This is a genomic window from Methanoculleus horonobensis, assembly GCF_001602375.1.
GTDB lineage: Archaea > Halobacteriota > Methanomicrobia > Methanomicrobiales > Methanoculleaceae > Methanoculleus > Methanoculleus horonobensis.
Genome location: NZ_BCNY01000014.1, coordinates 251,104 through 276,338, shown reverse-complemented (window position 1 = coordinate 276,338; position 25,235 = coordinate 251,104). Strand labels below are relative to the sequence as shown.

Genomic DNA, 25,235 nt, shown 5'->3' with positions numbered 1-25,235 from the left:
CCGGGGAACTCCCCGCAGCGGCATATCCGCTTACCGGGGGAAATATAGGTATTTATAGTCTCTTCCCACCAGTATACATGATGGTTAATCCGGCAGATCCGACGCTTTCGAGCGCACTGGCAGACGCCACAGAGAGAGCACTCGCCGAGGCCGAGATCCGGTTGCCTCCCGATGTGCTCGCGGCGCTCCGGAGGGCGGCGGCAGCCGAGAGGGACGAGATCGCACGCCGGGAACTCGGCAACATTCTCGAGAACATCGCGCTCGCAGAGGAGCGGCAGGTGCCGATCTGCCAGGACACCGGCGTGCCGGTGGTCTACCTCACCCTTCCGCCCGACATCCCGTTCTCACCCGCCCTCTTTGACGGAGTGCGGGAAGGGGTGCGGAGAGCAACGGCCACGACCCCCCTCCGCCCGAACGTCGTCGACCCCCTTACCCGGGAGAACACCGGCGACAACACCGGCGCGGGGATGCCCGCAGTTCACGTGACACCCGGGGAGAGGCTCACGGTGACGGTTCTCCCGAAAGGCGCGGGTTCCGAGAACGTCTCACGGATCGGGATGCTCCTCCCCTCGCAGGCGAAGGAGATCCCCCGCTTTGTCGCCGAGACGATGCTTCTCGCGGGCGGCAAACCCTGTCCGCCCGTGATCCTCGGCGTCGGGATCGGCGGGACGTTCGATATGGCGGCCGCGCTTGCAAAGGAAGCGCTCCTCCTCCCGGTGGATACCATGGACGACTACGAACAGGAACTCTGCGACGCGGTCAACGCCCTCGGGATCGGGCCGATGGGACTTGGGGGCGACACGACGGCGCTCAGCGTGAAGGTGAAACGCGCCGGCTGCCACACCGCGTCCCTCCCGGTGGCGGTGAACGTGCAGTGCTGGGCATGCCGGCGGGCGACCGTGGAGGTGAAGCGGTGAACCTCACGACACCGCTCGGCGACGAGGTGCTCGACCTCCGGGCGGGCGATACGGTCACGCTCTCGGGGACGATCTACACCGCCCGGGACGAGGCTCACCTGCGGATGATGGAAGAAGGCATCCCCTTCGATCCGGAGGGCGCCGCGGTCTACCACTGCGGCCCGGTGGTGCAGAACGGCCGGCTCGTCGTCGCCGGCCCCACGACATCCGCCCGGATGAACACGCTCTCAGGATTCCTCATCGACGCGGGCGTCCGCGCCCTCGTCGGGAAAGGCGGCATGGGGCCTGAGGTGGTCGAGCACCTCCGGGGTCGCGCCGTCTACCTCGCGCTCACGGGGGGGTGCGCCGCGCTCGCCGCAGCCCATATGCGCCTGTCCGGCGTCTATTTCGAAGACCTCGGCATGGCCGAGGCGGTCTGGATAATCCAGATCGATCACCTGCCGCTGACGGTCGGGATCGACGCCCACGGCGGCGATCTCTTCCGCGCCGTACGCGAGAAAGCGAAAACACAATTTCACCAGCGATTCAATACTAACCAGGATACCGTCTCATGAAACTCGTCATCGATGAAAGCCGCTGCAAAGGATGCAATCTCTGCGTGCTGGTCTGCCCCTACGGTATATTTCGGGAGGGAACGGAGCTCAACAGCCGGGGAATCGTCGCCCCGGTCCTCGACCGCCCCGAACGATGTACGAACTGCAGGCTGCAGGCCCTCTACGGCAGGATGCTCTGCGGGGTCTGCCACATGATCTGCCCCGACCAGGCCATCTCCTGGGTCGAGGAGAAGCCGTTCGAACCGCACAAAGTGGAGGTGGAGTTTTGAGCAGGACCGAGTTCATGCAGGGGAACGCCGCCTGCGCTGAAGGCGCGCTCGCCGCCGGGTGCAGGTTCTTCGGCGGCTACCCGATCACGCCGTCGACCGAGATCGCCGAGACGATGGCCCGGAAACTCCCGAAGGCCGGCGGGGTCTTCATCTCCATGGAGGACGAACTCGCGAGCATCGCCGCGGTCATCGGAGCCGCCTGGACGGGGGTAAGGGCCATGACCGCGACGAGCGGCCCCGGGTTCTCGCTGATGATGGAGAACATCGGTTACGCGGCCATGACCGAGACGCCGTGCGTCGTCGTCAACATCCAGCGCGGCGGCCCGAGCACCGGGCAGCCGACGCGGGCGGCGCAGGGCGACATGCTCCAGTGCCGGTTCGGGTCGCACGGCGACTACAGCACCATCGCGCTCACCCCGAACTCCGTCCAGGAGATGTTCGACCTGACCGCAAAAGCGTTCGATCTCGCCGACCGCTACCGGGTTCCCACCTTCCTGATGTCCGACGAGATCGTCGGCCACATGCGCGAGCGGGTGACCATACCCGACGCGGTCGAGGTCGAACGCCCCCGCCCGCTCGCGGAGGGCGCTCTCCCGTTCGAGGCAGGGGACGACGGGACTCCCGGGTTCGCACCCTTCGGCTCGGGGCGGGCCGTCCACGTGACCGGCCTCACCCACGACGAGCGGGGCTACCCGGACACGACCGATCCCGAGGCGCACGACAAACTCGTGCGCCGTCTGGTCGCGAAGATCGAGTCGGCACGCCGGGATATCGCCGACTACGAAGTCGTCAACCCCGACGCCGAGACGGTCTTCGTCACCTACGGCCCGCCGTCGCGGACGGTGGAGCAGGTGATGCGCGACCGTCCCGACGACTCGATCGGTCATCTGCGTCTCCGGGTCGTCTGGCCGTTCCCGGAGTTCGCCCTCAAGGTCTTCCCGAACGCCAGGACCTTCCTGATGCCGGAACTGAACATGGGCCAGATGGTGCGGGAGGTCCAGCGTCACGTCGACCAGCCGGTCATCTCCATCCCGAAGATCGGCGGCGAACTGCATACCCCCGCCGAACTCGTCCGGGTGCTGGAGGCGTACCGATGATCGCGCCCGACTGGTTCCGGGACGACCGCCTGCCGCACATCTACTGCACCGGCTGCGGGAACGGGACGATCATCAACTGCACCCTCGCAGGCGTGGAGGAGATGGGCTGGAAACGCAACGAGACGGTCTTCGTCTCCGGAATCGGGTGTTCCTCCCGGGCTCCCGGCTACATCCTCACCGACTCGCTCCACACCACCCACGGGCGGGCGCTCGCGTTCGCCACCGGCGTGAAGATGGCGCGGCCGGACCTGCACGTCGTCGTCTTCACGGGAGACGGCGACCTCGCCGCCATCGGCGGGAACCACTTCATCCACGCCTGCCGCCGGAACGTGGACATGACCGTGGTCTGCATGAACAACCACATCTACGGGATGACCGGCGGGCAGGGGAGCCCGACAACCCCGCCGGGGGCGATCTCGACGACGACGCCCTACGGGATGAGCGAACCGGCCTTCGACCTCGCGGAACTTGCCGTCGCCGCCGGCGCGAACTACGTCGCCCGCTGGACGTCCTACCACGTCAAGGAACTCACGAAGGCCGTCGTGGCCGGTATGCAGACCCCGGGGCTCGCCTTCATCGAGGCGAGAACCCAGTGTCCAACCAACTACGGCCGCCACAACAAGCTCCGGAGCGTCCCGGCGATGATCGAGCACCTCCGGAGCCACGCGATGCTTGTCGCGAAGCGTGATCGGCTGGTCGCGGAAGGAAAGCCGGTCCCCGAAGGGACGTTCACCGTTGGGGAACTCGTCCGAAGGAGCCGGCCGGCGATGGGGGTGCAGAGATGAGGCACGAGATCAGGTTCTCGGGATACGGCGGGCAGGGGATCATCCTCTCCGCGGTCATCCTCGGACGGGCGGCGGCGCTCTACGACGACAAATACGCCGTCCAGACGCAGGTCTACGGCCCGGAGGCGCGGGGCGGCGCCTCGATGGGGCAGGTGGTGATCGACGATGAGCCGATCCTCTACCCCGAGGTGACCGAACCAGACATCTACGTCATCATGTCCCAGCAGGGGTTCGAGAAGTACGGGATTCGTGCCGGGATGGATGCGGTCATGCTCCTCGATGCCGACCTCGTCCGGTCGCGGCCGGACTGCCGCCACTACGAGATCCCGGCGACCGCCGAGGCAAAAGGCGCGCTCGGCCGGGAGATCGTCGCGAACATCGTGATGATCGGCGCTCTCGTGACCGCAACCGGGGTCGTGAGCAGGGAGGCGATCGAGCGTGCGGTGCTCGACAGCGTCCCGAAAGGCACCGAAGAACTGAATCTGAAGGCGTTAAAGAGGGGATTCAAACTCGGAGAACGAGCGTGAACCTATGAAACTACTGGAATACGAGGCAAAACGGGTCTTTGCAGAGTACGGGATACCGGTCCCGAAAGGGGTCGTCATACGGGCGCCGGAGGAGGTCGCGGCGCACCTGCCGGACCTCGGCGACGGCGTGGTGCTGAAGGCGCAGGTGGACGTCGGCGGGCGCGGCAAGGCCGGCGGCGTCCTTTTTGCTGACGCAAAGACGGCGGTAGAGACCGCCCGGGAACTCTTCTCCCGGGAGATCAAGGGCGTCCCGGTCGGGGAGATCCTCGCAGAGGAGCGTCTCCCGATCGAGCACGAGTACTACGTCAGCATCGCCGTCGACCGGTCGAGCAGGCAGCCGGTGGTGCTCTTCGCCGACGCCGGCGGGGTGGAGATCGAGAAGATGGCAGAAGAGGACGAGTCGGCCGTACGGAGAGTCATCGTATCCCCGCTCCTCTCGGACATCCCGCCGTTTTTGATGCGGGAACTCCTCGGCGGCGCGCCGGAGGAACTCGCGCCGGTCATCAACAGCCTCTACCACGTATTCCAGGGGAAGGATGCCATGCTCGCGGAGATCAATCCCCTGGTGACGACGGCGCGGGGGGTCTACGCGGCGGACGCGAAACTGATTGTCGACGACAACGCCCTCGCCCGCCAGGGGATAACCGTCAACCGCGACCTCTCGGAACGCGAGCGCGAGGCCGAGAAGCACGGCTTCTCCTACGTGGAGCTGGACGGGAGCATCGGGGTCATCGGCAACGGCGCCGGGCTCACGATGTCGACGCTCGATCTCATCGAGTTCTACAACGGCCGGGCGGCGAACTTCCTCGACGTCGGGGGCGGCGCCGACCAGGAGCGCGTGATGCACGCCGTCAAACTCGTTGCGAGCATGCCCGGGGTGAACGTGATCGTCGTCAACCTCCTCGGGGGGATCACCCGGTGCGACGAGGTGGCGAAGGGGATCATCGCCGCCGGCGTCGCGCCGACGGTCATCGTCCGGATGGCCGGGACGAACGAGGAGGAAGGCCGGCGTCTGCTCGCCGAATGCGGCTACCGAATGCTCGATAGCATGGACACGGCCGTGAAGGCGGCGATGGAGGTCTCACCATGATCTACGGAGATAAAAATCTCGGCGTGATCGTCCAGAATATCACCGGCAAACAGGGCACGTTTCACACGGAACTGATGAACGCCTACGCCCGCGAGGTCGGCGGGTGCGGCGTCGTCGCGGGGGTCGCGCCCGGGAAGGCCGGCCGGGAGGTTCACGGTGTACCCGTCTACAACACGGTCAAAGAGGCGCTCCGCGAGCACGACGCAACCGCAAGCGTCGTCTTCGTCCCGGCAGGCGCCGCCGGAGACTCGATCATGGAGGCGGCGCACGCGGGGATCGAACTTGCGGTCGTCATCACCGAGCACATCCCGGTTCACGACGTGATGAAAGCCACCGCTTACGCGAAACTCCACGACTGCACGGTCATCGGCCCGAACTGCCCGGGACTCCTCTCGCCGGGAGAGTGCAAACTCGGGATCATGCCGGCCCACCTCGCCCGCCGCGGCAACGTCGGCGTCGTCTCCCGGAGCGGGACCCTCACCTACGAGGTGGTCGACGAACTCACCCGCGCCGGCATCGGCCAGAGCACGATCGTCGGGATCGGCGGCGACCCGGTGATCGGCCAGACGTTCGTCGACGTCCTCGCCCGGTTCGACGAGGATCCCCACACGAAGGCGGTCGTCGTCATCGGCGAGGTGGGAGGCAACCTCGAGGAGGAAGGCGTCCGGTCGACCGATCTCCCCGTCGTCACCTACATCGCCGGCGTGAGCGCCCCGCCCGAGAAGAGGATGGGCCACGCGGGCGCGATCATCGAGGGGGGCGAGGGCGACGCCCGGTCCAAGGTCCGGCGGCTCCGCGCCCGGAACATCCCCGTCGCGTCCCGTCCATCGGAGATACCGGGACTGATCCGCGAGGTACTATGAACGGCGACCTGATGCTCGCAACCGCCTGTGACGTGGCCGAGAAGATCGGGGCGCGGGCAGTCGTCTCCTTCGTCGAACCGGCCCCGGTTCTCGCCAAAGTGCCTGATATCCCGATCATCCGGGTGCAGGAACTCCAGCTCGACGTCTTGAAAGACCTCACCATGCACGACATCCTGGAAGTGAGCGAGCGGCATATGCTCGACGCCGCCGTCCACCTCTACCTCCGGCGCAACCTGGAGACCGGCCTCGTCGTCGGCGTCTTCCCCTACGCCATCATCCTCTACGACATCGAGGAGGGGAAGAACTTCATCAACTTAAAGGACTTCTCCGACATCGTGCCCCGCGAGGTGCTCCATTCGGCCCTCACGCTCGCCCTCGAGATCGCGGTCGAGGGGAGGGAGGGGAGAGCCATCGGCACCGCGTTCATCATCGGCGACCCGGAGGAGATCTTCCGGCACTCCCACCAGGCGATCCTCAACCCCTACCAGGGGCAGCCCGGAACACTCCGGGACATCAAGAACCGGGACAACTGGGAGAGCGTCAAAGAGTTCGCCCAGCTCGACGGCGTCTTCGTCATCGATAAGACCGGCGAGGTGCGGGCGGCAGGCCGCTACCTGGACGTCACCGGGAAGGGCATCTCCCTTCCCGGAGGTCTTGGGGGGAGGCACCGCGCAACCGCGTCCATCACCCACGAGATCCCGGTCATCGGCATCACGGTCTCCGAGAGCGGAGGCATGGTGCGCATCTTCAGGGACGGGCAATGCAAGATCAGCATCCGCTCCGACATCCGCCTCCGTAGTGACGGTTAGAAATGGTTATATGAATTGCAATCATTTCTCTTATCATACTTTAGAACTACGGTGGATTTTATGACCAGGAACATCAGCGTAGAAGGGCTTGACCAGATCCCGATCGAGAAGCAGCGGATAGAACTGGTGGAGAGGAAGTGCCTCGGCCACCCGGACAGTCTCGCGGACGGCATCGCGGAGTCGATCAGCAGGGCGCTCAGCAGGTCGTACCTGGAAGAGTGCGGCAGCGTCCTCCACCACAACACCGACCAGGGCGAGGTCGTTGCGGGAGAGTCGATCCCGAAGTTCGGCGGCGGCCGGATCACGAGGCCGATCTACTTCCTCATATCGGGCCGGGCCACCAAGACTTTCAACGGCATAAACATCCCCGCGGACGCGATCGCCGTCGAGGCTGCACGCGACTACATCAAGAGCATCCTCCCCACCATCAACATGGAGCGCGACATCATCGTCGACTGCCGGATGGGGAAGGGATCGACCGACCTGCAGGACGTCTTCCGCTCCTGCGAGGGGAAGGTTCCGCGGGCGAACGACACCTCGTTCGGCGTCGGGCACGCGCCGTTCAGCGAGGCGGAGAGTATTGTTCGGGGCGTCGCCGCATACATCGACGGGACGCTCCGCCCGAAGTACCCCGTCATCGGCCAGGACTGCAAGATCATGTGCCTGCGTGACGGCGACGCCATCACCCTGACCATCGCGATGGCGTTCGTCGACCGCTACTGCTCGAGCATCGCCGAGTACATCGAGCAGAAGAACTTCCTGACCGAACAGATCGCGGCGGTCGCAAAACAGTTCACCACAAGATCGGTCAACGTCGCCATCAACACCGCCGACGACCTCGAGGCCGCCAGCGTCTTCCTGACGGTCTCGGGCACCTCCGCCGAGATGGGCGACGACGGCTCGGTCGGCCGCGGCAACCGCGCGAACGGGCTGATCACCCCGAACCGCCCGATGAGCATGGAGGCGACGAGCGGCAAGAACCCGATCAACCACATCGGCAAGATCTACAACCTCCTGGCGACCCAGGTCGCGCAGGACTGCGTCGCGAAGGTCGACGGGATCGAGGAGATGTACGTCCGCATGCTCTCCCAGATCGGTTACCCGATCGACCAGCCGCACGTGGCAAGCGCCCAGATCCTCACGAAGCCGGGCTACGACATCAAGTCCATAAAGCCCGACGTCGAGGGCATCATCGACGAATGGCTGGCGAAGACCCCCACCATCACCGAGAAGGTTATCAGGGGAGACCTCTCTACCTTCTAACCTCCCCTTTCGGAGTTGTTCAAACCCATGAGTAAACCGTCACCCCGGCATCCCGTGCCCGGACCCGGGCTCGTTCGTCTCGCCATCCCGAACAAAGGAAGGATTGCCGGGCCCATCAACGAGTTGATCGAGAAGAGCGGCCTCCACCTGGCCGAAGGCGGCAGCGAGCGGAGGCTCATCACCCGGACACGCGACCCGAACGTGGAGATCCTCTTCGCCCGCCCGATCGATATACCGGAGTACGTGGCGAGCGGTGTCGCCGATCTCGGGATTACCGGGAAGGATATGGTCATGGAGCGGGGTTCCGCGGTCGAACAGGTTCTCGACCTGCAGACCGGGAAGGCCACGCTCGTCGTCGCCGTGCCGGAGGAGTCGGACGTCGAGACCGTCGCCGACCTTGCAGGTGCAAAGGTGGCGACCGAGTTCCCGGCGATCACCCGCGCGTTCTTCGCCGGGCACGGGGTCGCCGTGACGGTGGTGACCGTCGGCGGGGCATGCGAGGCGACGCCGCACCTCGGGATCGCCGACGCCATCGTCGACCTCTCTTCCTCGGGGACGACGCTCCGGACGAACCACCTCCGCGTCGTCGACGAGGTGCTCGCCTCCACGACCATCCTGGTGGCGAACCCTGTCTCGCTCACGGCCAAGCGCGAGAAGATCGACGAGCTTGTCCTCGCCCTCGAGAGCGTCATCCGGGCGAAGGGTCAGTGCTACCTGATGATGAACGTCCACAAAAGCGCGCTTAGCGACGTGCGCGAGGTGCTGCCCGGCCTCTCCGGCCCGACGGTAATGGACGTGGCATCCGACGAAAATCTGGTTGCCGTTCACGCTGTCGTGAAAGAAGAACGGGTCTATCAGCTGATCAACCAGTTAAAACGGGCCGGCGCAAAAGACATATTAGTCATGCCCATCGAACGGATCATACGCTGAGAGCATGGAGATCTATCCTGCAGTTGATGTCCTGGACGGGCGGTGCGTGCAGCTTGTGCAGGGGCGGCCGGAGGCGGCGACGGTCTACGGCGATCCGGCTGCCTGGGCGCACCGGTGGCTTGAAGAGGGGGCGGACGGCCTTCACATCGTCAACCTCGACGGGGCGTTCGGCCGGGCGCGCAAGAACGCCGACCTGATCCGGGCATTCACCCGCGAGACGGAGACGTTTGTGGAACTCGGCGGCGGTATCAGGAGTGTCGAGGACGCCGCGGGATGGCTCGACGCCGGGGTCGACCGGGTGATCGTCTCGACCCAGGCCGTCCGGGAGCCGGAGATGATCCGGACGCTTGCCGATGAGTTCGGCGGCGGGCGGGTGATGGCGGGGATCGACGCCCGGGCCGGCGAGGTGATGATCGAGGGATGGGAGCGTCCTGCCGGGAGTTACCTCTGCTGGGCGGAGCGCTTCGAGAGCCTCGGCGCAGGATCCCTCCTCTACACGAACGTGGACGTGGAGGGCCTCCAGCAGGGGATCGCCATCGGACCCGTGACGGAACTCCTCCGGCGGGTGAAGGTTCCGATCGTCGTCTCGGGCGGGATATCGAGTCCGGGGGACGTCGCGGCGCTCCGCAAAACCGGAGCGGCAGGGGCGGTCCTCGGGTCGGCACTCTACGCCGGGAAGGTACGGCTCTCGGAGGCCATGGAGGCAGCGCATGCGAACGAGTGAGATCCACCGCACGACACGGGAGACCGATATCAGGCTCTCCCTCGACCTCGACGGAACCGGAGCGGGAACCATCGAGACAGGGATAGCGTTCTTCGACCACATGCTCGCGTCGTTTGCCCGGCACGGTCGAATAGACCTCACCGTCCGCGCGACCGGCGACCTCGTCGTGGACGCCCACCACACCATCGAGGATATCGGGATCATCCTCGGCACAGCTCTTGCCGAGGCGGTCGGGGACGGGAGGGGGATCACCCGGTTCGCCGACGCCGCCGTCCCGATGGACGAGGCGCTCGCCCGGGTGGCGCTCGATCTGGGCGGCCGGGGGTACCTCGTCTTCGAGGGCGGCTTCTCGCCGGTGGGCCCGGGCGGCATCCCCGGCGACCTCATCGAGCACTTCTTCTACAGCCTCTGCAGCCACGCCGGGATCACCGCTCACATCACGGTCTCGGGCAGGAACGATCACCACGTCTGCGAGGCGGCGTTCAAGGCGTTCGCCCGGGCGCTCCGGGCGGCCGTGGCGATCGATCCCGCGATCGGCGACGTGCCGAGCACCAAGGGGACGCTCTGACCCCCCACCGAAGAAGCATCCTTTTTTTATCCCGGAGCACGGGCAACCGTCGTCCGGGAGCGACGCATCAGCCCGTAGGGCCTCTCGTATGCAACGGGCGTAAATGTTCACGGAATAGGGGCATAACATGGCTGAGATCGCAGATATGAGCGTCTGACATGCATCGGCGGCCTGTCGGACTCGCAGGGATTCAGTACCCGACGCTCTCCACGTCCTCCCGCCCTCGATTCTCGTTATCCCGGCAGTCGGTCACGATACCGTCCTGAGAAGAACAATAACCCGTCCGGACCTCCGGCAGGTATGCTGCCGGGATGAAATGTTAAGTGGGGCCCATATGGACCCCGGTAAAGAGAAGGAAAGAAAAGGCCGACTTACGCGGACTTAACCGCGAGGTCGACGTCTTCCGCCTTGATCGTCTTGCGTCCCGCGTGCTGGGCAAGCCTGTTGGCTTCCTTGGTCAGCTCGGCGATGTACGCCTCAGCCTTGGTAACCAGTGCGGCAGCGGCGTCGCTGCCGACTCTCTCAGCACCATTCTTCTTTGCGATACGTACAACCGCAGCAATAGGTAGATCTGCCATAATCTCATTCCACCTCTAAAAAGAGGTGTATTAGTTAATATTTAAACGTTTCGGGTTAATCTCGGAAATTTGGGTTTCTCTTTACTATTGAGGGTATGTCTGGACAGGGCACCCCGATAATCGGCAGGGAACGGTGCCGATTGAAATGCCCCACATATGGCCCCTGATCACAAATAGGGAACATAATCACAGACTTTTCGATTGCGCCAGAGATTTCGCAAGCATTATTGCATTAGTATAATCTGGAGAGGCGCGCGACGTATCCACGAAGATTCTACCGATATTTACCACAGGAGCACCATGCCCCGCGCCGGCTCCGAGGAACGTGAGCGTACGGAAGATCAGGTTCCCGGAGATCCCATCGGGAGCCACAACCATCCCGTAGGCTCCCGCCACTTCCTCGATCAGGATCTCGGTGTGCTCAGCCCCGGTCAGGCGTGCGACGAGTTCGGCATCCGCCATCGTCCGGTCTACGGCCGGATGCCGCCCGATGTCCCCGAGCCGCCCTCCCGAGAGGATCGCCACTCCTTCGGCGAGACCGAAGCTTCGGGCGATATCTCTGCCGGCCCTGACAAAACGCACCTTCTCCTCGACCGTCCAGCCCTCGTCGACCCCGACCGGGGCGAGGAGGAAGAGGCGCCCGTCGGCGGTCTCGAGGAGGGCAATCCGTTCCAGGTGGTCGACACCCGCGGCCTGCTTGAGGGCCTTCAAAGTGGAGGATGCGGCGAGAGTGCCCCTGACGGCAGCATCGATCCTGCCGGCATAGAGGGCCTCGATAAGGGCGATCTCCGGCTCCTCGGCCTCGACGACCGTGGCCGCATCGCCGAACGTTCCGGCGGTTCCCGGGGGGGAGAAGAGGATGAGATCGACCTCCCGGCCGACCGCCCGGACGGTCGAGAGGATCTTCGGATCAGGGGATGCCGCACCAAGCCCGACCGTTACCGGCATGCCCCGCCGTCCGAAAAGATCCGCATGATGCCGTTTCGATCGAGATCGAAGACCTGTGTCTCCCGGCCCAGGTACCTGATGGAGAGCCTCCCGGTCCCGTTAACCTCCCCGATAGCGACGGCGGTGATCCCGACGTCGCCAAACCGGCGGCAGACCTCCTCCACGTTCTCCGGTTTGACGGTCAGAATGAACCCCATGCCGGGATACATGCGCACCCACTGCTCGAAGGAGAGATCGACCGCCGAGAGGTCCGGCCGGGGTATCGCCTCGAGGTCGATCACCGCGCCCTTCCCGCTCACCTCGAGGAGCATCCCGAGCGTTCCGATGACTCCCGGGTTGCTGATATCCTTTCCGGCCGTCACCAGGTGCTCTTTTCCGAGATCCTCCATCACCCGGATCTGGGCCCGCACCGCTTCCGCCGACTTCATCGTGACCGAGTCCCAGTTGAAGCAGCACGACGGGTGCACCCGGCCGTCGAGGTCAATCGCCGCGACGACCACGTCGCCCTCCTCTGCCGTGTTCGAGAAGATGATCTGATCCATCCGGGCCGTCCCGAGGATCGCCACATCCACGACGCTGTAGGGCGTATTCGGGTGCAGGTGCCCGCCCACGATCGGGACGCCGAACTGGGCGGATGCCGCGACCATGCCCCGGGTCACTTCGTCGCGGAGCCGGTCGCTCGTAACGGAGAGGATATCGACCATCGCAACCGGCCTCCCGCCCATGGCGGCGATGTCGTGGACGTTCACGAGCACGGCGCAGTACCCCGCCCAGAACGGGTCCGCCTCCATCAACTTGCTCCAGATACCGTCCGCCGCAAGAAGCAGCGCGTCCTCTGCATTATGCCGAATGACCGCGGCATCCTCACCGAACGAAGCGACGACATCGGGGCTCTCTATCCGGAGAGACCGGATCATATCCCCGATCTCCTTCTTCCGGGTGACGCCCTCGTATTCCCTCACGGCCTGTGCTACCGTATCGGTGGAGCAATCCTTCACCACAAGAACACCAACACTCCAGGTTTCTTTATGGTATTCTGCCTCATCAGAGATAATGTATTTGATTCACCGGTATTATGCACTCCGTTCCGGAAACCGATCGGGAAGGGCACTGCCGGCAGACATCCGGCCGGGGCGGGTACACCCCTTGCGGCGCCGTCCTCCGGATCGTTTTGCACCCGCACCGGGGAGGTATTATTTTTGATGCACCGCGTCGAATAGTCTGGTATGGACTGGGTGGAGAAGTACAGGCCGCAGCATCTTCAGGATGTCGTGGGGAACTCCAGCGCCGTCAGGCTGATATACGAGTGGGCGCGGGACTGGTCACGGCAGAAGAAACCGCTCATCCTGTACGGAAAACCCGGCACCGGCAAGACCTCGAGCGCACACGCCCTCGCGAACGACATGAACTGGGAGGTGGTGGAACTGAACGCCTCCGACCAGCGGACGAAAGCGGCCCTCGAACGGGTAGCGGGCGCGGGCTCCACGACGGCCAGCCTCTCCGGTGCGAGCCGCAAACTCATCCTGCTGGATGAGGCCGACAACCTGCACGGACAGGCCGACCGGGGCGGGGCGAAGGCGATCGTGGAGATCATCGCGGCGGCGCAGCAGCCGATCATCCTGATTGCAAACGACTACTACTCCCTCACGAGAGAACTCAAGGCGGTCACGGAGCCGGTGCAGTTCCGGGCGCTCCAGGCCCGCTCGATCGTCCCCCGTCTCCGCCAGATCTGCGCTGCGGAAGGCGTCACATGCGATCCCGCCGCGCTCGACGAGATCGCGAACCGCGCCGACGGCGATATGCGGGCCGCGGTGAACATGCTCTACGCCGTGGCCATCGGGAAGGAGCACGTCGCGGCGGGCGACGTCCACACCTCCGCAAAGGATGACCGCTCGACCATCTTCGAACTCGTCGGAGCGACCTTCAAAGGGAAGAGGGATGCCGATCTGCTCCGCATGGCGGTGGAGGTCGAGGATACCCCCGACGCCGTCGAGCAGTGGCTCGAGGGGAACCTCGACCACATGCCCGACCTCGCCTCCCGGGCGAAAGGCTACGCCTGCCTCGCGAGGGCGGACGAGTACATCGGCCGGACCTACCGGCGGCAGTATTACACCCTCTGGCGCTACGCGAGCGCGGTGATGCTCATCGGCGTCGCCGACGCCGCCGGCGGGCACGGCATCCACGGCCGCATCATGCCGCCGCAGCGCTGGCAGAAGATGGGGGCGTCGAAGAAGCAAAAGGCGGTTCGGGCGGGCCTCTCCCGGAAACTCAGCGAGATGACGCACATTCCAGTGGATGCACTCCGGGAAGACTTCTTCACCGCGATCAGCATCCTCGTCGAACATGACCCTGCAACATACGTCCGCGAATTCGAACTCGATGCCGACGAACTGAACCTCTTCATCCACGACAAATCACGGGCCGCGAAGGTCGTCAAAGACGTGGCAAAAGAGGAGAAGGCAAAGGAAAAGAAGGCCTCCGCCAAAGAGAAGGCAACCGGAAAAGGCAAGAAGTCCCGGGACGACGACCCGCCCGCCGATACCGGTGAATCCAGGCGGGATCCCCCCCCGGGCCAGGCGACGCTCTTCTAGAACACCGTATTTTCAAATTTTTGGCGCTTGTCGGGGTGGGCACAATGTTCTCCCGTATTGCCGGGAAGAACCCGGGTTGCCCAAGCAGGAGGTAGAGGGGGCGGCCCCCCCTCCCAATAGCGGTATTCCCAAGGCCCACTGCATGGGCAACCCTGAAAAAAGCACATGCACGGATTTCCCGTGGCTATCGCCACGCACTGCCCCCGCCCCGAGGGGCGGGGAACGACGCTCCGTTAGGAGCGGAGTTGAGGCACCACAGGTGCGGGTGAGGAGGCCGAAGGCCGGGCGGGGTGGGGGCTATCGGAAGAGGCTTAGATTACCCGCCGGCGATACCGATGAAGGAGAACCGGGCCGCAGTCCACGACCTCGCCGCCGTTCCCGTAGATCTCGCATCCCAGGTGGTAGACCAGGAGATCGCTGTCGATCCGGTCGGCAAGCGCGATCAGCGGCGGAACCATCTCCACGCCGGGCCTCACGGCGTAGATGAGATCCGCACCCTCATACAGCCGGAGATCCGGTTCAAAGACGTCGTCGGTCACGACGTCGAGCCCGTCGTGCCGGATGCCCGATCGAACGTCAGTGCAGAGCATCAGGGCGCCGGCGGCCCGGACCAGCCTTGCGGCCTCGGGATTGTTGCCGATGCCCACCTCGACGGCCCGACGATACCGGGCAGCGATATACTCCCCGATACTCCGTTCAATATGTTTATACCGACACATTACACAGAGATTAGGTAATGGGCATCAATATTCTTTGGGACCCGCAGGCACCGGAAGGTATCGAACTCCCGGTCGTCAGGATGGTCACGATGATCCTCGGGAAAGAACCCGAACTTGTCGAATACCCGTTCCTCATCGACGGTTACGACCGGAACCGCGACCAGCACGATGCTCAAAAGATCCTGGATCGCCTGCAGGACACCCTCACGCGCAGATACGAGATCGATGGCCCCCTGCTGCTCGTCACCTCCCGCGACCTCTACGTCAACGGATGCGACTTCGTCTTCGGCCTCGCGAGACCCGCATGCGGCGTCGCGGTCGTCTCGACAGCCCGCCTCGGAAACGCCTACTACGGCAGGACGCCGGACGACACCGACCTCATTGACCGGACGGCAAAAGAAGGCGCGCACGAACTCGGCCATCTCCTCGGGCTCGACCACTGCTCCGACCCCGAATGCGTCATGTTCCGGCCGAGAACCCTGGACGAACTGGACCGGAAGAAAAAAGTGCTCTGCCCGGCCTGCAGGGAGGCGCTCGCATCGCTGGCAACGCGATGACGGCAAACCCGGTGCGCCTTCCATAAAGTCCGATCCCTGCTGCCGATAACTCCTGCCGAGAGAACGGCTTCCGGCTTTTCGACAGGGCGCGGGCGGAGAAGCCGGCAAACAAAAGTATTAAACGAGCGTGCCGGGAAACCTAGATCACGATGGGATACTCTTCTTCCTTGATCCAGCGAAAGTTCAAAGATATCGTCGGGAGGCGGTATGACTCGGTCTTGAAGGATTACAGCGAGTTCCTGCTGACCGACGAGGAGATGCTCGTTCCTGAGGTCCGATCGATCCTGGTGCCGCTCGACGTCTTTGTCCACGAGATCACCGACGAAGCAATCGACGTGCTCTCCGCCTACGACGCCACAATCTCGCTCGCCTACATCACCGACACCGAGGTGATCGAGCTCCTCGAAAAGGCGCTCGACCGTGAATCAACAGAGGAGTTCCGGACAAAGAAGGAAGAGTACGGCCGGAAGCTCCTTGAACGGGTTGCAGCAAAACTCGAAGAACACGGCTTTTCGACCCAGACACGGATGTTCGTCGGACATAAAGGCGACGACGTCGTCAGGATGGCGAAGAACCACGACATGGTCGCGCTCTGCCGCCGCTACGCCGACGGGGAGTCGACCGACGTCTCGGTGAGCCCGATCGTTCTGCGCATCTGCCAGCGGGTGGAGACTCCCGCGCTCATCTACTGACGGGTGCCATAGATGGAAGCAGTGGCGCTGATCGCGGTAGCGGTCTTTCTCTTCACCTACGCACTCATCATCGACGAGCGGATCCACCGGGCGGTCGCCGCCATGCTCGGTGCGGCGATCGTGGTCTTCGTCGGGATCGTCCCCTGGGAGGCGCTCCTCGAACACGTCGACTTCGGGACGATCTTCCTGCTCCTCGGGATGATGATCATCGTCAATACCGCCCGGGGCAGCGGTCTCTTCGAGTATATCGCGATACGGACGGCAAAACTCGCGAAAGGCAGCCCGATCCGGGTTCTCGTCCTCTTTGCGATCGTGACCGCGATCGTGAGCGCGTTTCTCGACAACGTCACCACCGTCCTCCTTCTCACCCCGATGCTCCTCTATGTCGCGAGGGTGATGAACCTCAACCCCATTCCCTTCCTTGTCACGGAGATCTTCTCCTCAAACGTCGGCGGGGCTGCGACGCTCATCGGCGACCCGCCGAACATCATGATCGCGTCGTCGGCAGGACTGACGTTCAACGAGTTCATCATCCATCTTGGCCCCATCATGGTCGTCGATATGGTGATCCTTCTCCTGATGATGTACGTCATCTACGGCAGATCGATGAGGGTAAGCGCCGAAGAGCGGCAGGAACTGATCCGGACGCTTGAGGGTCTGGACGAGCGGGCGGCGATCACCGACAGGTCGCTCTTCAACAAATCGGTGGCCGTCATCGCCTTCGTGGTCTTCCTGTTCTTCATCCATGACCGGATCGGGGAGATCCTGCACGTCGCCCTCTCGTTCGTCGACCCGGCGATGGGGCTCGAACCCGCAGAGGTGGCTCTCATCGGGGCGGCGATCCTCCTATTCTGGAGCCGCCAGTCGCCCGAAGAGATATTCGAGAAGATCGAGTGGCCGGCCCTCTTCTTCTTCGGCGGGCTCTTCGTCATCGTGGGCGCCCTCGTCGAGACCGGCATCATCTCGAGCATCGCCGCGGTGATGGTCGAGAACGTCGGATCGACCGGCGAGGCGATGTTCATCGTGGCCTGGTTCGCCGCGATCGCCTCGGCAATCGTGGACAACATCCCCCTCACCGCGGCGATGATCCCGCTCATTCATGACATGGGGGCGACGATGGACGTCTACCCGCTCTGGTGGGCGCTCGCCCTCGGTGCGTGCCTCGGCGGGAACGGAACCGCCATCGGGGCCTCGGCGAACGTCGTCGTCATCGGTATCGCCGAGCGTGAGGGGATCGGCATCACCTTCATCGACTTCCTGAAGGTGGGGATGCTCGTGCTCTTCGTGACGGTGGCGGTAGGATTTGCGATGCTCTGGCTGAAATTTGCGATGTGAGCGACATGAAGATACTCGTGCTTATCGATGGTTCGAAGTGGAGCCAGAAAGCGGCTCTGCATGCGATTGGACTGGCAAAGCGGAAGAATGCCGAGGTAGTCCTCTTCTCGGTGCTGGATATCGCGGAGGCCAAGGCGATGGCGTTCAACTTCTGCGCCCAGAGCGGGATCTGCGACCAGCTGAAGGGCTACGAAGAGCGGATCTGGAAGGACATGCGAAAGAGCATCGAGGATGACCAGAACGGCATCCTCACCCGTTACCAGGGGGAGAAGATCCGGTGCTCGTCAAAGATCGTCGAGGGGTCGATCAGGGAGGAGGTTCTTAAGGAGACGAACTCCGGCGAATACGGGCTGATCGTCATGGGCGCTTTCGGCAGGAGCGGAAAGTCCCGGATCAGCGCCCTGCTCGAGCAGATCGGCGGCGCTGTCAAACCGCCGCTGCTCGTCGTCAGATAAAAACTTTTTTTGGCAGCCAAGGAGGGGGAAGTCCCGGGCAGGACCGCCGGAGATCCGGCATTACTCGACTTTTTCAAGGTCGTCGGAGAGGTCTCCTGAAAGATCAACCGTTAAGAAGTCGCCGCCGGACGGGAGCGCCATGGTGAAGTTCATCGTGGTGTCGACCTGCACGGTGCCCTCCGCCATGACCATATCGAGCACGTGGCCGCCGGCGGTGCGGTCGGAGGTGATGAAGTGAAGGTGGTAGCCGGGGACGTTGATCCCCTCTGCGAGTTCCGGCGTCCAGAACCCGACGGCGGTTCCGGGGACGTTCTCAAACGTAAAGACCGTCTGGTTGGCCGTCACATCGGCGAGCCGCGGGTACGGCTTCTCCTGGGCGGGCACGCTCCGGGTCACCACATGCGGGAAGGTGCCGTCCACCCGGATAGCGTAGAAGAGGTTCTCCGAAGGGAACTCCGCCTGCACCCGGCTCTCGAGAGCGGTCAGGTTCACCGGCTCGTCGACCGCGATCGTGATCTCCGGATCGAAGAAGGTCGCTGCCGCGAACGGTGTCGTCGCGTTCCCGGCAACCGGATAGGCCCGCCCATCGACCCGAACCAGGTACCACTTCCCATCGACGCCGATCAGTTCCCCGTCGAGCCGATCGCCGCATCCGATCCCGAAGTCTCCGTGCCTCGCGAGCTCGTCGAACGTCATGCTGCCGTCGTAGGTTCCCTGGAGGAGCGCATCGATGGTCGAGACCTGAAAGAGCGCATCCCGATCTTCGGACGCGGGGACGGCCGGGAGAGGAGCGGCTGCAAGGCCGATGAGGGTCCCGGCAAGAAGGAAGCCAACGGCAACGACGATGTAACGGAACAACCTGTCCTCAGCCATGATAACCGCCTCACAACTCCCCGATATCCTCGTACCAGAGGTGGGGGTGCTGCTCGATGAACGCGCCCATCATCGCCTTGCAGACATCGAGGTCGAGATCGAGCACCTCGACCCCGTGCGACTCGAGGAACTCCCGCGCTCCCGCGAAATTCACTGATTCCCCGGCCACAACCTTGCCGATCCCGAACTGGACGGCTGCTCCCGCACAGAGGTAGCAGGGCATCAGCGTGGAGTAGAGCGTGCAATCCGCGTAGTTACCGATCCTCCCGGCGTTCCTCAGGCAGTCGATCTCGGCGTGGAGTACGGGGTCGTCAGCCTGGACGCGACGGTTCCGGCCGCGCCCGATGATCCGGCCTTCGCGCACAAGCACCGAGCCGATGGGTATTCCGCCTTCCCGCAGGCTCGTTTCCGCTTCCTCGACGGCGCACTTCATGAATATGTCCATATCCGTCTCCTTTCGGACGCTCAGCCAGGGTATATAAACTGATTGCAACGCCCTATCAAATATAAGAAGACGTTCCTGGATAATAAACGCATACGGGACGAGAGCGGCTGCCCGGGGGTCATGGACAGGGTATCCGGACAGGATGAGCCGTCGCCCCTTCAGACGGTCGGGATCTCCCGCTCGGTTCCGATCTCTTCGAGCGCCTGCCGACCGGCAACCCTGACGTCGCGGTCGGCATCGCCGAGGAGGCGCAAAAGGGGTTCCCGGGCCCGCGGGTTGCCTATCCGGCCGAGCGCCCAGGCCGCCATCCTCCGGACCCGGGGTTTCGTGTCGTCGAGCAGCCGGATCAACGGCTCGACCGCCCGGGGATCGCCGATCGTCCCGAGCGCCCAGGCCGCCCCCATCCGAACCCAGGGGCTGTCGTCTTCCAGGCTCCGTATCAACGGGAGGACAGGTTCGCGCCCATCGATGAGCCCGAGCGCCTTCGCCGCCTTCCACCGTACGTCGACGAATTCGTCCTCCAGCGCCTCGATGAGCGGTCGTACCGCGCGACTGTCGCCGATTTCCCCGAGCGCGTCCACAGCCCGCCACCGTTCGTTGAGATTCCCGGACGCAAGCATCGAAAGGTGTCGATGGAGCACCTTCTCCCGCTCGAGGCCTTCGGTCTCTCTCTCCGGCACCGGCGGATCCCCCCCTGCCATAGGCCACCTCACGCCCAACTGGGGTCGGCCGGCTATAAGGTTTTGCTCCGGAAGATGCCCACAAGAGTGCACTTTTTCTACTCTCCCTCCCTTCACCATAGTATGGAGAGTTCGACGGTCACACCGGAGGGTACGGCGTTTCCCCCGGATCTGGAACGTCTCGGCATCGTTGCCGGAGCGAAGATCGATATCAGAGACCTCGATGCGATGGGTCGCCGCCACAACTTCGACGTCTTCCTCTACTTCGAGGAGGACCTGGCCAGAGGCTCCACGCTCCGGGAGGACCTGCAGGAGTACCGTGACGTCGCCGACCTGGAACGCCCGTTCGTCGACCTGAATGCGTTCCTCCGGTACGCCGCCGAAGAGGATCCCCTCTTCACCCGGCGCCTGGACGAGCTCCCGCTGGTCATCGAGGTCGTGGCCTACGGGGAACTCAGGACAGAAGAGGGCAAACTCGTGCCTTACGTCAAAGGGCTGATGCCGTTTCTGGACGAACTCACGATGGAGGACGTCCAGACCGCATCCTGAACCCTGCTTTTTTACGGAAGCCTGACGGTGCCCGCGCCTTTCAGGATATCCAGGCTCACGTCGAAGTTCCTGACCGTATGGGTGAGCGCACCCATACTGATGATATCGATCCCGGTCGCGGCATACCCGGCAAGATCGCCGCCGGCGACGCCTCCCGAGACCTCGAGGGCGACCTGTTCCCGGAGACCGCGGGCGGCCAGCGCCCCGACCGCCTCCCGGACGGCGTCCGGGGCCATGTTGTCGAGAAGGACGATATCGGCGCCGGCAACCGCGGCCTCGACGGCGTCCCGTGCCGTCTCGACCTCCGCCTCGACCGCCCGGTAACGGCTCTGCTCCTTTGCCTTCCGGATCGCCTCGGCGAGCGGCACTAGCGCGAGGTGGTTGTCCTTGATCAGAACCATATCCGAGAGGCAGTAGCGGTGCGGGTCGCCCCCGCCGAGAACCACCGCCTTCTTATCGAGCATCCGGAGTCCCGGGGCGGTCTTCCGGGTCGCGGCAATCCGCACGTCGGGAGAGACCGCCCGGACGGCCTCGACCGCTTCCCGGGTCCGGGTCGCAATCCCGCTCATCCGCCCGATGATGTTGAGCGCCGTCCGCTCCAGGAGAAGGATCGCCCTCGCGCGGCCTTCGAGTTCGAGGAGAACCGCTCCGGGAGCAACCGGTCTCCCGTCGGGGATGCGCTGACGCACGGCGACCCCGTAATGCTCGAAGAGCGCCCGTGCCTCCTCGAGGCCGGCGGCGATCCCGGTATCTTTCGCCCGGATCACCGCCCGGCAGGCGACGTCGGGAACGACCGTCTCAGAGGTGACGTCGCCCCACGGCGCATCCTCCCGGACAAAACGGAGCAGGTCCTCGATCGGGATCATCCGCACTCACGCTCCGACGGCGATCATCCGCTCGATCGCTCGCCGCGCCCGGTCCATGACCTCTCTCGGGAGGACGACCTCGTGCTCCTCGGACTCGAGCGCCCGGCGGAGGTCTTCAAGCGAGATCCTCTTCATATCCGCGCAGACGGCCTCCGGCTTCTCGTAAAAGACTCTTCCGGGGTAGAGCACCCGCAGGCGGGAGGCCATCTCCCGCTCGGTGAAGATCCACCAGGGCTCGTCTCCACCGGCCGCGGCCTCCCGGACCATGCCTCCCGTGGAGGCTATCCGGTCGGCCTGCTCCTGAACCTCCGGCGGGCATTCGGGATGGCAGACGATTTTGCCGCCCTTTCTCCGGGCAGCCTCGATGTCGGCAAGAGTGAACCCTGTATGGACGTAGCAGTGACCGCCGGGAGGCAGGGGAACGATCGTCTTCTCGGGGAGTTCCCGCTGGACGTATGCCGCGAGGTTTGCATCCGGCCCGAAGAGGATGGTCTCGTTTGGAAGCGACGCTACGACCCGAACCGCGTTTGCCGAGGTGCAGGTGATGTCCGCGAGCGCCTTGCTCTCCGCCGTACTGTTGATGTAGACCACCACGGCCGCGTCGGGGTATCGCGCCCTCGCCTCACGGATCATCTCCGGGGTCAGGAAATCAGCAAGCGGGCATCCCGCGTCCTCTACCGGGATGACCACCTTCCGGTCGGGGTTGAGGATCTTTGCCGTCTCGGCCATGAACCGGACACCGCAGACGACGATCAGGTCAGCCGCGGTCTCCTTCGCCTTCACCGCGAGTTCGAGGCTGTCGCCCACCACGTCGGCGAGCCCCTGGATCGCCATGGGCTGGTAGTTATGCGCCATGACGACTGCGTTCTTCTCGGCCTTGAGCGCACGAATCTCCGTTTCCATTGTTACGTACCCACCACCAGAGGGTTCTCGAGATTTTTTAAGAGCGTCAGGATGGAGAGGGCTGCCATATAACTCGTCGCCGGGTTATCGGGGCTCGGGACGTTCCTGACCCGGACGTAGATGTCCCCGAAGTCGCCTTCGACGAATATCTCGTGGATGTTCCTCTCCGCAGCAGGGTCGACCAGGAGTTCCACTTCGGCATCCCTGCCGGCGGCGAGTCCCAGCGCTACCGCGACGTTGATATTTTTGGGGTATTGCTTTATACAGTCGTGCGCCAGCCCCTTAAATATCTCTGTCCGGGCTTCGGCGGTCATCCCGAGCGAGGCGGGAGGTTTCGTCGTCCGCAGGAGGAGGCGGCTCGGCGGCGAGACCTGCCCGATCTTGAGGTTGTCGAGTCCGATGATAGCCCCGCTCGGGATGCGGATCTTCTTTCCCGCCTCCCGTGCAACCTCGACGAGGTGCTCGCGGAACTCGTCGTCCGCAAGAGCTCCCCCGGAGAGGACGATGATGTCCCGCCCCGACCTGAGGACAGCCTCGCCGTATATCTTGACGGCATCGACCGAGGCGGCCTCCACGACGATAGAGAAGTCCTCCCGCATGAAGGCGTCGAAGTCCGTGTATGACCGGGCATGGCAGAGTGCCGCGAGCGTCTCCGCCCGCCCGGGGATGATATCGAAGACGGCGATAACCTGGATGCTCTCGGCGTGTGTGGCGATGATATGCCCGACGTTGCCGCATCCCAGCAACCCTATTTTAATCATCGAATAAAGAAGTTGTAATGTCAGCGGTTAAGTATTGTGCTCAGGCCGAAACCGGTCGAAAGAGGAGGAAACTATCCTCCGACCGATAGGGGTAACCGGGCAGCCGGGAACCCGGGCCGACCGCCGACCGCGCGCAGGGAGAGTCGATCGCCATCACGTTTGAGGAACTTCAGGGAAGACAGGTCTACATCGAGACCTACGGATGCACCTACAATCATGCCGACACACAGAGGCTCGCGGCGATACTGGAAGGTTTCGGCTGCACGATGACCGAACGGCCGGAAGAGGCGGACGCCGTCATCATCAACACCTGCACGGTGATCGGCGCGACCGAACGAAAGATGCTCCGGCGCCTCGCTCTGTTCGCCGACCGCGACCTCTACGTGACCGGGTGCATGCCGGTCGTCCAGATGGATAAGATCCGTTCGGTCTGCACGCCGCACGTCATCCATCCGGACGAGATCCACGAGCGATCGGCCGGTGTCGGCACCCATGGAGCAGGGGCAATCGGCGTGGTGCAGGTGGCGAGCGGATGCGTCGGCCGGTGCAGTTACTGCATCACCCGGTTCGCCCGTGGACAGTTGAAAAGTGCACCTGCAGAGGAGATCCTCGACGCCGTCCGGGCTCTCGTCGCGTCGGGCGCCTACGAGATCCAGCTGACCGGGCAGGACGTGGCCGCATGGGGGCTCGAGCGGGGCGAGTCGCTCCCGGATCTTTTGCAGGAGATAGCAAAGATCCCCGGGAGGTTCGCCGTCAGGCCGGGGATGATGAACCCGGCTACGGTGCTCGGGATCCTTGAACCGCTCGTCGGGGCGTACGAGAGCGACAGGATCTTCCGGTTCCTCCACCTCCCCGTCCAGTCGGGCTCCGATACCGTCCTTGAACGGATGCAGCGCGGCTACACTGCCGCCGACGTCGTCCGGATCGTCGATACGTTCCGGGAACGCTTCCCGGATATGATGATCTCCTCCGACTTCATCACCGGGTTTCCCGGGGAGACGGACGAAGAGTTTTCACAGACGCTCGAACTCCTCAAACGGGCGGCGTTCGTGAAAGTGAACATCACCCGCTACTCCCGGCGGCCCGGAACGCCCGCGGCGGCCTTGAAAGACCTCCCCGAGCGGATACGCAAAGACCGCTCCCGCACGCTGCTTGCCGAAGCAAACCGGATCTACGACGCCTACAACCAGCGCTGGATCGGGCGGGAGACATCGATCGTCGCGACCGAGAAGAACGCGCCGGGATCGACCGTCTGCCGCAATCCCTGCTACCTCAACGTCGTCGTAGAAGAGGATCTCCCGTTCGGGTTCCACGGGAGGGCGGTGATAACCAAGAACCGCCGGCACTATGTCACCGCCGAACGGATCCCGTCCGACGCCGAGAAGGTTTAGCCCCACCGAAACTTTTTCTCCCAACAGGGCGTATCCTCTTCCCATGCAGGGGATCACCGGGCAAGAACTCTCCTCGAAGAAGGCGGAATACCTCAAATACATCCACATGCAGGGCGACGTCGTGAAGACGACCGAGATTGCCGTCCACTTCTCCGTCGCGCCCTCGACGGTGACGAAAGCGCTCACGGAGATTGCAAAAGCAGGATACATCGAGCATACGCCCTACCACGGGGTGAGGCTCACGCAGTTCGGCACCGAATACGCCCGATTCCTGGTTCGCCGCCACCGGATCGTCGCCCTGGTGCTCAGCCGCCACGGGCTCGAGCCCGACGAGGCCTGCAGGGAAGCGAAGAAGATCGAGCAGTGCTTCTCAAAAGACCTCACCAACAGGATGTGCACGTCGCTCGGGCACCCGATGATGAGCGTCTGCGGGGAGATCGAGCACGATCACCGCTGTTGCGGTTCTTTCGACGGGTACCGCGGGTGACGGCGGAAC

31 protein-coding genes are annotated in these 25,235 nt (G+C 64.0%); 21 read left to right on the top strand and 10 right to left on the bottom strand.

Features of this window, described 5'->3' with window-relative positions; all coding sequences use genetic code 11:
- Nucleotides 1-77 precede the first annotated feature (77 nt).
- The 13 genes from MCUHO_RS06425 to hisB are packed head-to-tail and all read left to right on the top strand — an operon-like array spanning nucleotide 78 to nucleotide 10,396.
- Entirely contained in the window at nucleotides 78-917 is an 840-nt protein-coding gene (locus MCUHO_RS06425; RefSeq protein ID WP_067075426.1) for a fumarate hydratase, read from the top strand.
- Nucleotides 884-1,471 carry a FumA C-terminus/TtdB family hydratase beta subunit gene (locus MCUHO_RS06420; RefSeq protein WP_067075423.1) on the top strand — a complete coding sequence of 196 codons (588 nt, stop codon included), beginning with the start codon at nucleotides 884-886 and terminating at the stop codon, nucleotides 1,469-1,471. Before MCUHO_RS06425 ends, MCUHO_RS06420 begins: the two co-directional genes overlap by 34 nt.
- On the top strand, nucleotides 1,468-1,740 hold the full coding sequence (locus tag MCUHO_RS06415; protein ID WP_048185666.1) for a 4Fe-4S dicluster domain-containing protein: 273 nt from the start codon (nucleotides 1,468-1,470) through the stop codon (nucleotides 1,738-1,740). Before MCUHO_RS06420 ends, MCUHO_RS06415 begins: the two co-directional genes overlap by 4 nt.
- Complete coding sequence (locus MCUHO_RS06410; RefSeq protein ID WP_067075420.1) at nucleotides 1,737-2,837, top strand: 2-oxoacid:acceptor oxidoreductase subunit alpha; 1,101 nt, start codon at nucleotides 1,737-1,739, stop codon at nucleotides 2,835-2,837. The genes MCUHO_RS06415 and MCUHO_RS06410 overlap by 4 nt, the downstream gene beginning before the upstream one ends.
- Complete coding sequence (locus MCUHO_RS06405) at nucleotides 2,834-3,622, top strand: thiamine pyrophosphate-dependent enzyme (RefSeq protein ID WP_067075417.1); 789 nt, start codon at nucleotides 2,834-2,836, stop codon at nucleotides 3,620-3,622. The genes MCUHO_RS06410 and MCUHO_RS06405 overlap by 4 nt, the downstream gene beginning before the upstream one ends.
- Complete coding sequence (locus MCUHO_RS06400; RefSeq protein ID WP_067075414.1) at nucleotides 3,619-4,149, top strand: 2-oxoacid:ferredoxin oxidoreductase subunit gamma; 531 nt, start codon at nucleotides 3,619-3,621, stop codon at nucleotides 4,147-4,149. The genes MCUHO_RS06405 and MCUHO_RS06400 overlap by 4 nt, the downstream gene beginning before the upstream one ends.
- Nucleotides 4,150-4,153: 4 nt before the next feature.
- Nucleotides 4,154-5,239, top strand: a complete 1,086-nt coding sequence (locus tag MCUHO_RS06395; protein ID WP_067075411.1) for a succinate--CoA ligase subunit beta — start codon at nucleotides 4,154-4,156, stop codon at nucleotides 5,237-5,239.
- Nucleotides 5,236-6,102: a succinate--CoA ligase subunit alpha gene (gene sucD, locus MCUHO_RS06390; RefSeq protein WP_067075408.1), complete on the top strand. Its 867-nt coding sequence runs from the start codon at nucleotides 5,236-5,238 to the stop codon at nucleotides 6,100-6,102. Before MCUHO_RS06395 ends, sucD begins: the two co-directional genes overlap by 4 nt.
- Complete coding sequence (locus MCUHO_RS06385) at nucleotides 6,099-6,911, top strand: DNA integrity scanning protein DisA nucleotide-binding domain protein (RefSeq protein ID WP_067075405.1); 813 nt, start codon at nucleotides 6,099-6,101, stop codon at nucleotides 6,909-6,911. Before sucD ends, MCUHO_RS06385 begins: the two co-directional genes overlap by 4 nt.
- A 60-nt stretch (nucleotides 6,912-6,971) precedes the next feature.
- Nucleotides 6,972-8,174: a methionine adenosyltransferase gene (locus tag MCUHO_RS06380; protein ID WP_067075402.1), complete on the top strand. Its 1,203-nt coding sequence runs from the start codon at nucleotides 6,972-6,974 to the stop codon at nucleotides 8,172-8,174.
- A gap of 27 nt (nucleotides 8,175-8,201) precedes the next feature.
- Nucleotides 8,202-9,104, top strand: coding sequence for an ATP phosphoribosyltransferase (gene hisG / locus MCUHO_RS06375; RefSeq protein ID WP_067076190.1), 903 nt, complete (start codon nucleotides 8,202-8,204; stop codon nucleotides 9,102-9,104).
- A gap of 4 nt (nucleotides 9,105-9,108) precedes the next feature.
- On the top strand, nucleotides 9,109-9,828 hold the full coding sequence (gene hisA / locus MCUHO_RS06370; protein ID WP_067075399.1) for a 1-(5-phosphoribosyl)-5-[(5-phosphoribosylamino)methylideneamino]imidazole-4-carboxamide isomerase: 720 nt from the start codon (nucleotides 9,109-9,111) through the stop codon (nucleotides 9,826-9,828).
- Complete coding sequence (gene hisB / locus MCUHO_RS06365; RefSeq protein ID WP_067075396.1) at nucleotides 9,815-10,396, top strand: imidazoleglycerol-phosphate dehydratase HisB; 582 nt, start codon at nucleotides 9,815-9,817, stop codon at nucleotides 10,394-10,396. The genes hisA and hisB overlap by 14 nt, the downstream gene beginning before the upstream one ends.
- Nucleotides 10,397-10,767: 371 nt before the next feature.
- On the opposite strand, the gene MCUHO_RS06360 is transcribed toward hisB, so the two are convergent.
- The 3 genes from MCUHO_RS06360 to MCUHO_RS06350 form a co-directional block, all read right to left on the bottom strand.
- Complete coding sequence (locus MCUHO_RS06360; RefSeq protein WP_011843678.1) at nucleotides 10,768-10,974, bottom strand: histone family protein; 207 nt, start codon at nucleotides 10,972-10,974, stop codon at nucleotides 10,768-10,770.
- Nucleotides 10,975-11,160: 186 nt separating this feature from the next.
- Entirely contained in the window at nucleotides 11,161-11,922 is a 762-nt protein-coding gene (gene mtxX / locus MCUHO_RS06355; protein WP_067075394.1) for a methanogenesis marker protein Mmp4/MtxX, read from the bottom strand.
- Entirely contained in the window at nucleotides 11,913-12,923 is a 1,011-nt protein-coding gene (locus tag MCUHO_RS06350; RefSeq protein ID WP_067075391.1) for a methanogenesis marker 2 protein, read from the bottom strand. The genes mtxX and MCUHO_RS06350 overlap by 10 nt, the downstream gene beginning before the upstream one ends.
- Before the next feature lie 225 nt (nucleotides 12,924-13,148).
- Here MCUHO_RS06350 and MCUHO_RS06345 point away from each other — a divergent pair, with 225 nt between their 5' ends.
- A complete protein-coding gene (locus tag MCUHO_RS06345; RefSeq protein WP_067075388.1) occupies nucleotides 13,149-14,513 on the top strand; it encodes a replication factor C large subunit in 1,365 nt (454 codons plus the stop codon).
- Nucleotides 14,514-14,824: 311 nt separating this feature from the next.
- On the opposite strand, the gene MCUHO_RS06340 is transcribed toward MCUHO_RS06345, so the two are convergent.
- Nucleotides 14,825-15,232: a UPF0146 family protein gene (locus tag MCUHO_RS06340; protein ID WP_067075386.1), complete on the bottom strand. Its 408-nt coding sequence runs from the start codon at nucleotides 15,230-15,232 to the stop codon at nucleotides 14,825-14,827.
- 17 nt (nucleotides 15,233-15,249) lie between these two features.
- Between MCUHO_RS06340 and MCUHO_RS06335 the strand changes: the two genes are divergently transcribed.
- The 4 genes from MCUHO_RS06335 (at nucleotide 15,250) to MCUHO_RS06320 (ending at nucleotide 18,271) form a co-directional block, all read left to right on the top strand.
- A complete protein-coding gene (locus MCUHO_RS06335; RefSeq protein ID WP_067075383.1) occupies nucleotides 15,250-15,789 on the top strand; it encodes an archaemetzincin family Zn-dependent metalloprotease in 540 nt (179 codons plus the stop codon).
- 167 nt (nucleotides 15,790-15,956) lie between these two features.
- On the top strand, nucleotides 15,957-16,481 hold the full coding sequence (locus MCUHO_RS06330; protein ID WP_235808189.1) for a universal stress protein: 525 nt from the start codon (nucleotides 15,957-15,959) through the stop codon (nucleotides 16,479-16,481).
- 12 nt (nucleotides 16,482-16,493) lie between these two features.
- Nucleotides 16,494-17,816: an ArsB/NhaD family transporter gene (locus tag MCUHO_RS06325; protein ID WP_067075377.1), complete on the top strand. Its 1,323-nt coding sequence runs from the start codon at nucleotides 16,494-16,496 to the stop codon at nucleotides 17,814-17,816.
- Between the two features lie 5 nt (nucleotides 17,817-17,821).
- Entirely contained in the window at nucleotides 17,822-18,271 is a 450-nt protein-coding gene (locus MCUHO_RS06320) for a universal stress protein (protein WP_067076182.1), read from the top strand.
- Between the two features lie 60 nt (nucleotides 18,272-18,331).
- Here MCUHO_RS06320 and budA read toward each other — a convergent pair whose 3' ends face one another.
- The 3 genes from budA to MCUHO_RS06305 all read right to left on the bottom strand — a co-directional run bounded on the left by budA (nucleotide 18,332) and on the right by MCUHO_RS06305 (nucleotide 20,290).
- Nucleotides 18,332-19,144, bottom strand: a complete 813-nt coding sequence (budA, locus tag MCUHO_RS06315; protein WP_067075374.1) for an acetolactate decarboxylase — start codon at nucleotides 19,142-19,144, stop codon at nucleotides 18,332-18,334.
- Nucleotides 19,145-19,154: 10 nt separating this feature from the next.
- Nucleotides 19,155-19,589 (bottom strand): nucleoside deaminase, encoded by a 435-nt coding sequence (locus MCUHO_RS06310; RefSeq protein WP_067075359.1) that lies wholly within the window; start codon nucleotides 19,587-19,589, stop codon nucleotides 19,155-19,157.
- A gap of 158 nt (nucleotides 19,590-19,747) precedes the next feature.
- Nucleotides 19,748-20,290 carry a HEAT repeat domain-containing protein gene (locus MCUHO_RS06305; protein WP_067075356.1) on the bottom strand — a complete coding sequence of 181 codons (543 nt, stop codon included), beginning with the start codon at nucleotides 20,288-20,290 and terminating at the stop codon, nucleotides 19,748-19,750.
- Between the two features lie 102 nt (nucleotides 20,291-20,392).
- On the opposite strand from MCUHO_RS06305, the gene MCUHO_RS06300 reads away from it, so the two are divergent.
- On the top strand, nucleotides 20,393-20,818 hold the full coding sequence (locus MCUHO_RS06300) for a hypothetical protein (RefSeq protein WP_067075353.1): 426 nt from the start codon (nucleotides 20,393-20,395) through the stop codon (nucleotides 20,816-20,818).
- Nucleotides 20,819-20,829: 11 nt separating this feature from the next.
- On the opposite strand, the gene nadC is transcribed toward MCUHO_RS06300, so the two are convergent.
- Genes nadC through nadX form a run of 3 tightly spaced genes read right to left on the bottom strand, consistent with a single transcriptional unit; the run spans nucleotide 20,830 to nucleotide 23,348 of the window.
- Nucleotides 20,830-21,684, bottom strand: a complete 855-nt coding sequence (gene nadC / locus MCUHO_RS06295) for a carboxylating nicotinate-nucleotide diphosphorylase (RefSeq protein WP_067076179.1) — start codon at nucleotides 21,682-21,684, stop codon at nucleotides 20,830-20,832.
- Nucleotides 21,685-21,690: 6 nt separating this feature from the next.
- Nucleotides 21,691-22,587: a quinolinate synthase NadA gene (nadA, locus tag MCUHO_RS06290; RefSeq protein WP_067075349.1), complete on the bottom strand. Its 897-nt coding sequence runs from the start codon at nucleotides 22,585-22,587 to the stop codon at nucleotides 21,691-21,693.
- Between the two features lie 2 nt (nucleotides 22,588-22,589).
- Nucleotides 22,590-23,348: an aspartate dehydrogenase gene (nadX, locus tag MCUHO_RS06285; RefSeq protein WP_067075346.1), complete on the bottom strand. Its 759-nt coding sequence runs from the start codon at nucleotides 23,346-23,348 to the stop codon at nucleotides 22,590-22,592.
- 146 nt (nucleotides 23,349-23,494) lie between these two features.
- On the opposite strand from nadX, the gene MCUHO_RS06280 reads away from it, so the two are divergent.
- Nucleotides 23,495-24,739, top strand: coding sequence for a tRNA (N(6)-L-threonylcarbamoyladenosine(37)-C(2))-methylthiotransferase (locus MCUHO_RS06280; RefSeq protein ID WP_328585630.1), 1,245 nt, complete (start codon nucleotides 23,495-23,497; stop codon nucleotides 24,737-24,739).
- Nucleotides 24,740-24,782: 43 nt separating this feature from the next.
- On the top strand, nucleotides 24,783-25,226 hold the full coding sequence (locus MCUHO_RS06275; protein ID WP_067075340.1) for a metal-dependent transcriptional regulator: 444 nt from the start codon (nucleotides 24,783-24,785) through the stop codon (nucleotides 25,224-25,226).
- The last annotated feature ends 9 nt before the right edge of the window (nucleotides 25,227-25,235 follow it).

Bases quoted from the DNA above. Each gene is read 5' to 3' on its own strand.
- MCUHO_RS06305 (WP_067075356.1), bottom strand. From the start codon at position 20,290: ATGGCAGGGGGGGATCCGCCGGTGCCGGAGAGAGAGACCGAAGGCCTC.
- nadA (WP_067075349.1), bottom strand. From the start codon at position 22,587: ATGGAAACGGAGATTCGTGCGCTCAAGGCCGAGAAGAACGCAGTCGTC.
- MCUHO_RS06385 (WP_067075405.1), top strand. From the start codon at position 6,099: ATGAACGGCGACCTGATGCTCGCAACCGCCTGTGACGTGGCCGAGAAG.
- mtxX (WP_067075394.1), bottom strand. From the start codon at position 11,922: ATGCCGGTAACGGTCGGGCTTGGTGCGGCATCCCCTGATCCGAAGATC.
- MCUHO_RS06425 (WP_067075426.1), top strand. From the start codon at position 78: ATGATGGTTAATCCGGCAGATCCGACGCTTTCGAGCGCACTGGCAGAC.
- MCUHO_RS06400 (WP_067075414.1), top strand. From the start codon at position 3,619: ATGAGGCACGAGATCAGGTTCTCGGGATACGGCGGGCAGGGGATCATC.
- MCUHO_RS06275 (WP_067075340.1), top strand. From the start codon at position 24,783: ATGCAGGGGATCACCGGGCAAGAACTCTCCTCGAAGAAGGCGGAATAC.
- nadC (WP_067076179.1), bottom strand. From the start codon at position 21,684: ATGATCCCGATCGAGGACCTGCTCCGTTTTGTCCGGGAGGATGCGCCG.
- MCUHO_RS06320 (WP_067076182.1), top strand. From the start codon at position 17,822: ATGAAGATACTCGTGCTTATCGATGGTTCGAAGTGGAGCCAGAAAGCG.
- MCUHO_RS06395 (WP_067075411.1), top strand. From the start codon at position 4,154: ATGAAACTACTGGAATACGAGGCAAAACGGGTCTTTGCAGAGTACGGG.
- nadX (WP_067075346.1), bottom strand. From the start codon at position 23,348: ATGATTAAAATAGGGTTGCTGGGATGCGGCAACGTCGGGCATATCATC.
- MCUHO_RS06335 (WP_067075383.1), top strand. From the start codon at position 15,250: ATGGGCATCAATATTCTTTGGGACCCGCAGGCACCGGAAGGTATCGAA.
- sucD (WP_067075408.1), top strand. From the start codon at position 5,236: ATGATCTACGGAGATAAAAATCTCGGCGTGATCGTCCAGAATATCACC.
- MCUHO_RS06415 (WP_048185666.1), top strand. From the start codon at position 1,468: ATGAAACTCGTCATCGATGAAAGCCGCTGCAAAGGATGCAATCTCTGC.
- MCUHO_RS06325 (WP_067075377.1), top strand. From the start codon at position 16,494: ATGGAAGCAGTGGCGCTGATCGCGGTAGCGGTCTTTCTCTTCACCTAC.
- MCUHO_RS06300 (WP_067075353.1), top strand. From the start codon at position 20,393: ATGGAGAGTTCGACGGTCACACCGGAGGGTACGGCGTTTCCCCCGGAT.
- MCUHO_RS06340 (WP_067075386.1), bottom strand. From the start codon at position 15,232: ATGTGTCGGTATAAACATATTGAACGGAGTATCGGGGAGTATATCGCT.
- MCUHO_RS06380 (WP_067075402.1), top strand. From the start codon at position 6,972: ATGACCAGGAACATCAGCGTAGAAGGGCTTGACCAGATCCCGATCGAG.
- MCUHO_RS06420 (WP_067075423.1), top strand. From the start codon at position 884: ATGCCGGCGGGCGACCGTGGAGGTGAAGCGGTGAACCTCACGACACCG.
- MCUHO_RS06310 (WP_067075359.1), bottom strand. From the start codon at position 19,589: ATGGACATATTCATGAAGTGCGCCGTCGAGGAAGCGGAAACGAGCCTG.
- budA (WP_067075374.1), bottom strand. From the start codon at position 19,144: ATGGCTGAGGACAGGTTGTTCCGTTACATCGTCGTTGCCGTTGGCTTC.
- MCUHO_RS06405 (WP_067075417.1), top strand. From the start codon at position 2,834: ATGATCGCGCCCGACTGGTTCCGGGACGACCGCCTGCCGCACATCTAC.
- MCUHO_RS06360 (WP_011843678.1), bottom strand. From the start codon at position 10,974: ATGGCAGATCTACCTATTGCTGCGGTTGTACGTATCGCAAAGAAGAAT.
- hisG (WP_067076190.1), top strand. From the start codon at position 8,202: ATGAGTAAACCGTCACCCCGGCATCCCGTGCCCGGACCCGGGCTCGTT.
- hisB (WP_067075396.1), top strand. From the start codon at position 9,815: ATGCGAACGAGTGAGATCCACCGCACGACACGGGAGACCGATATCAGG.
- hisA (WP_067075399.1), top strand. From the start codon at position 9,109: ATGGAGATCTATCCTGCAGTTGATGTCCTGGACGGGCGGTGCGTGCAG.
- MCUHO_RS06345 (WP_067075388.1), top strand. From the start codon at position 13,149: ATGGACTGGGTGGAGAAGTACAGGCCGCAGCATCTTCAGGATGTCGTG.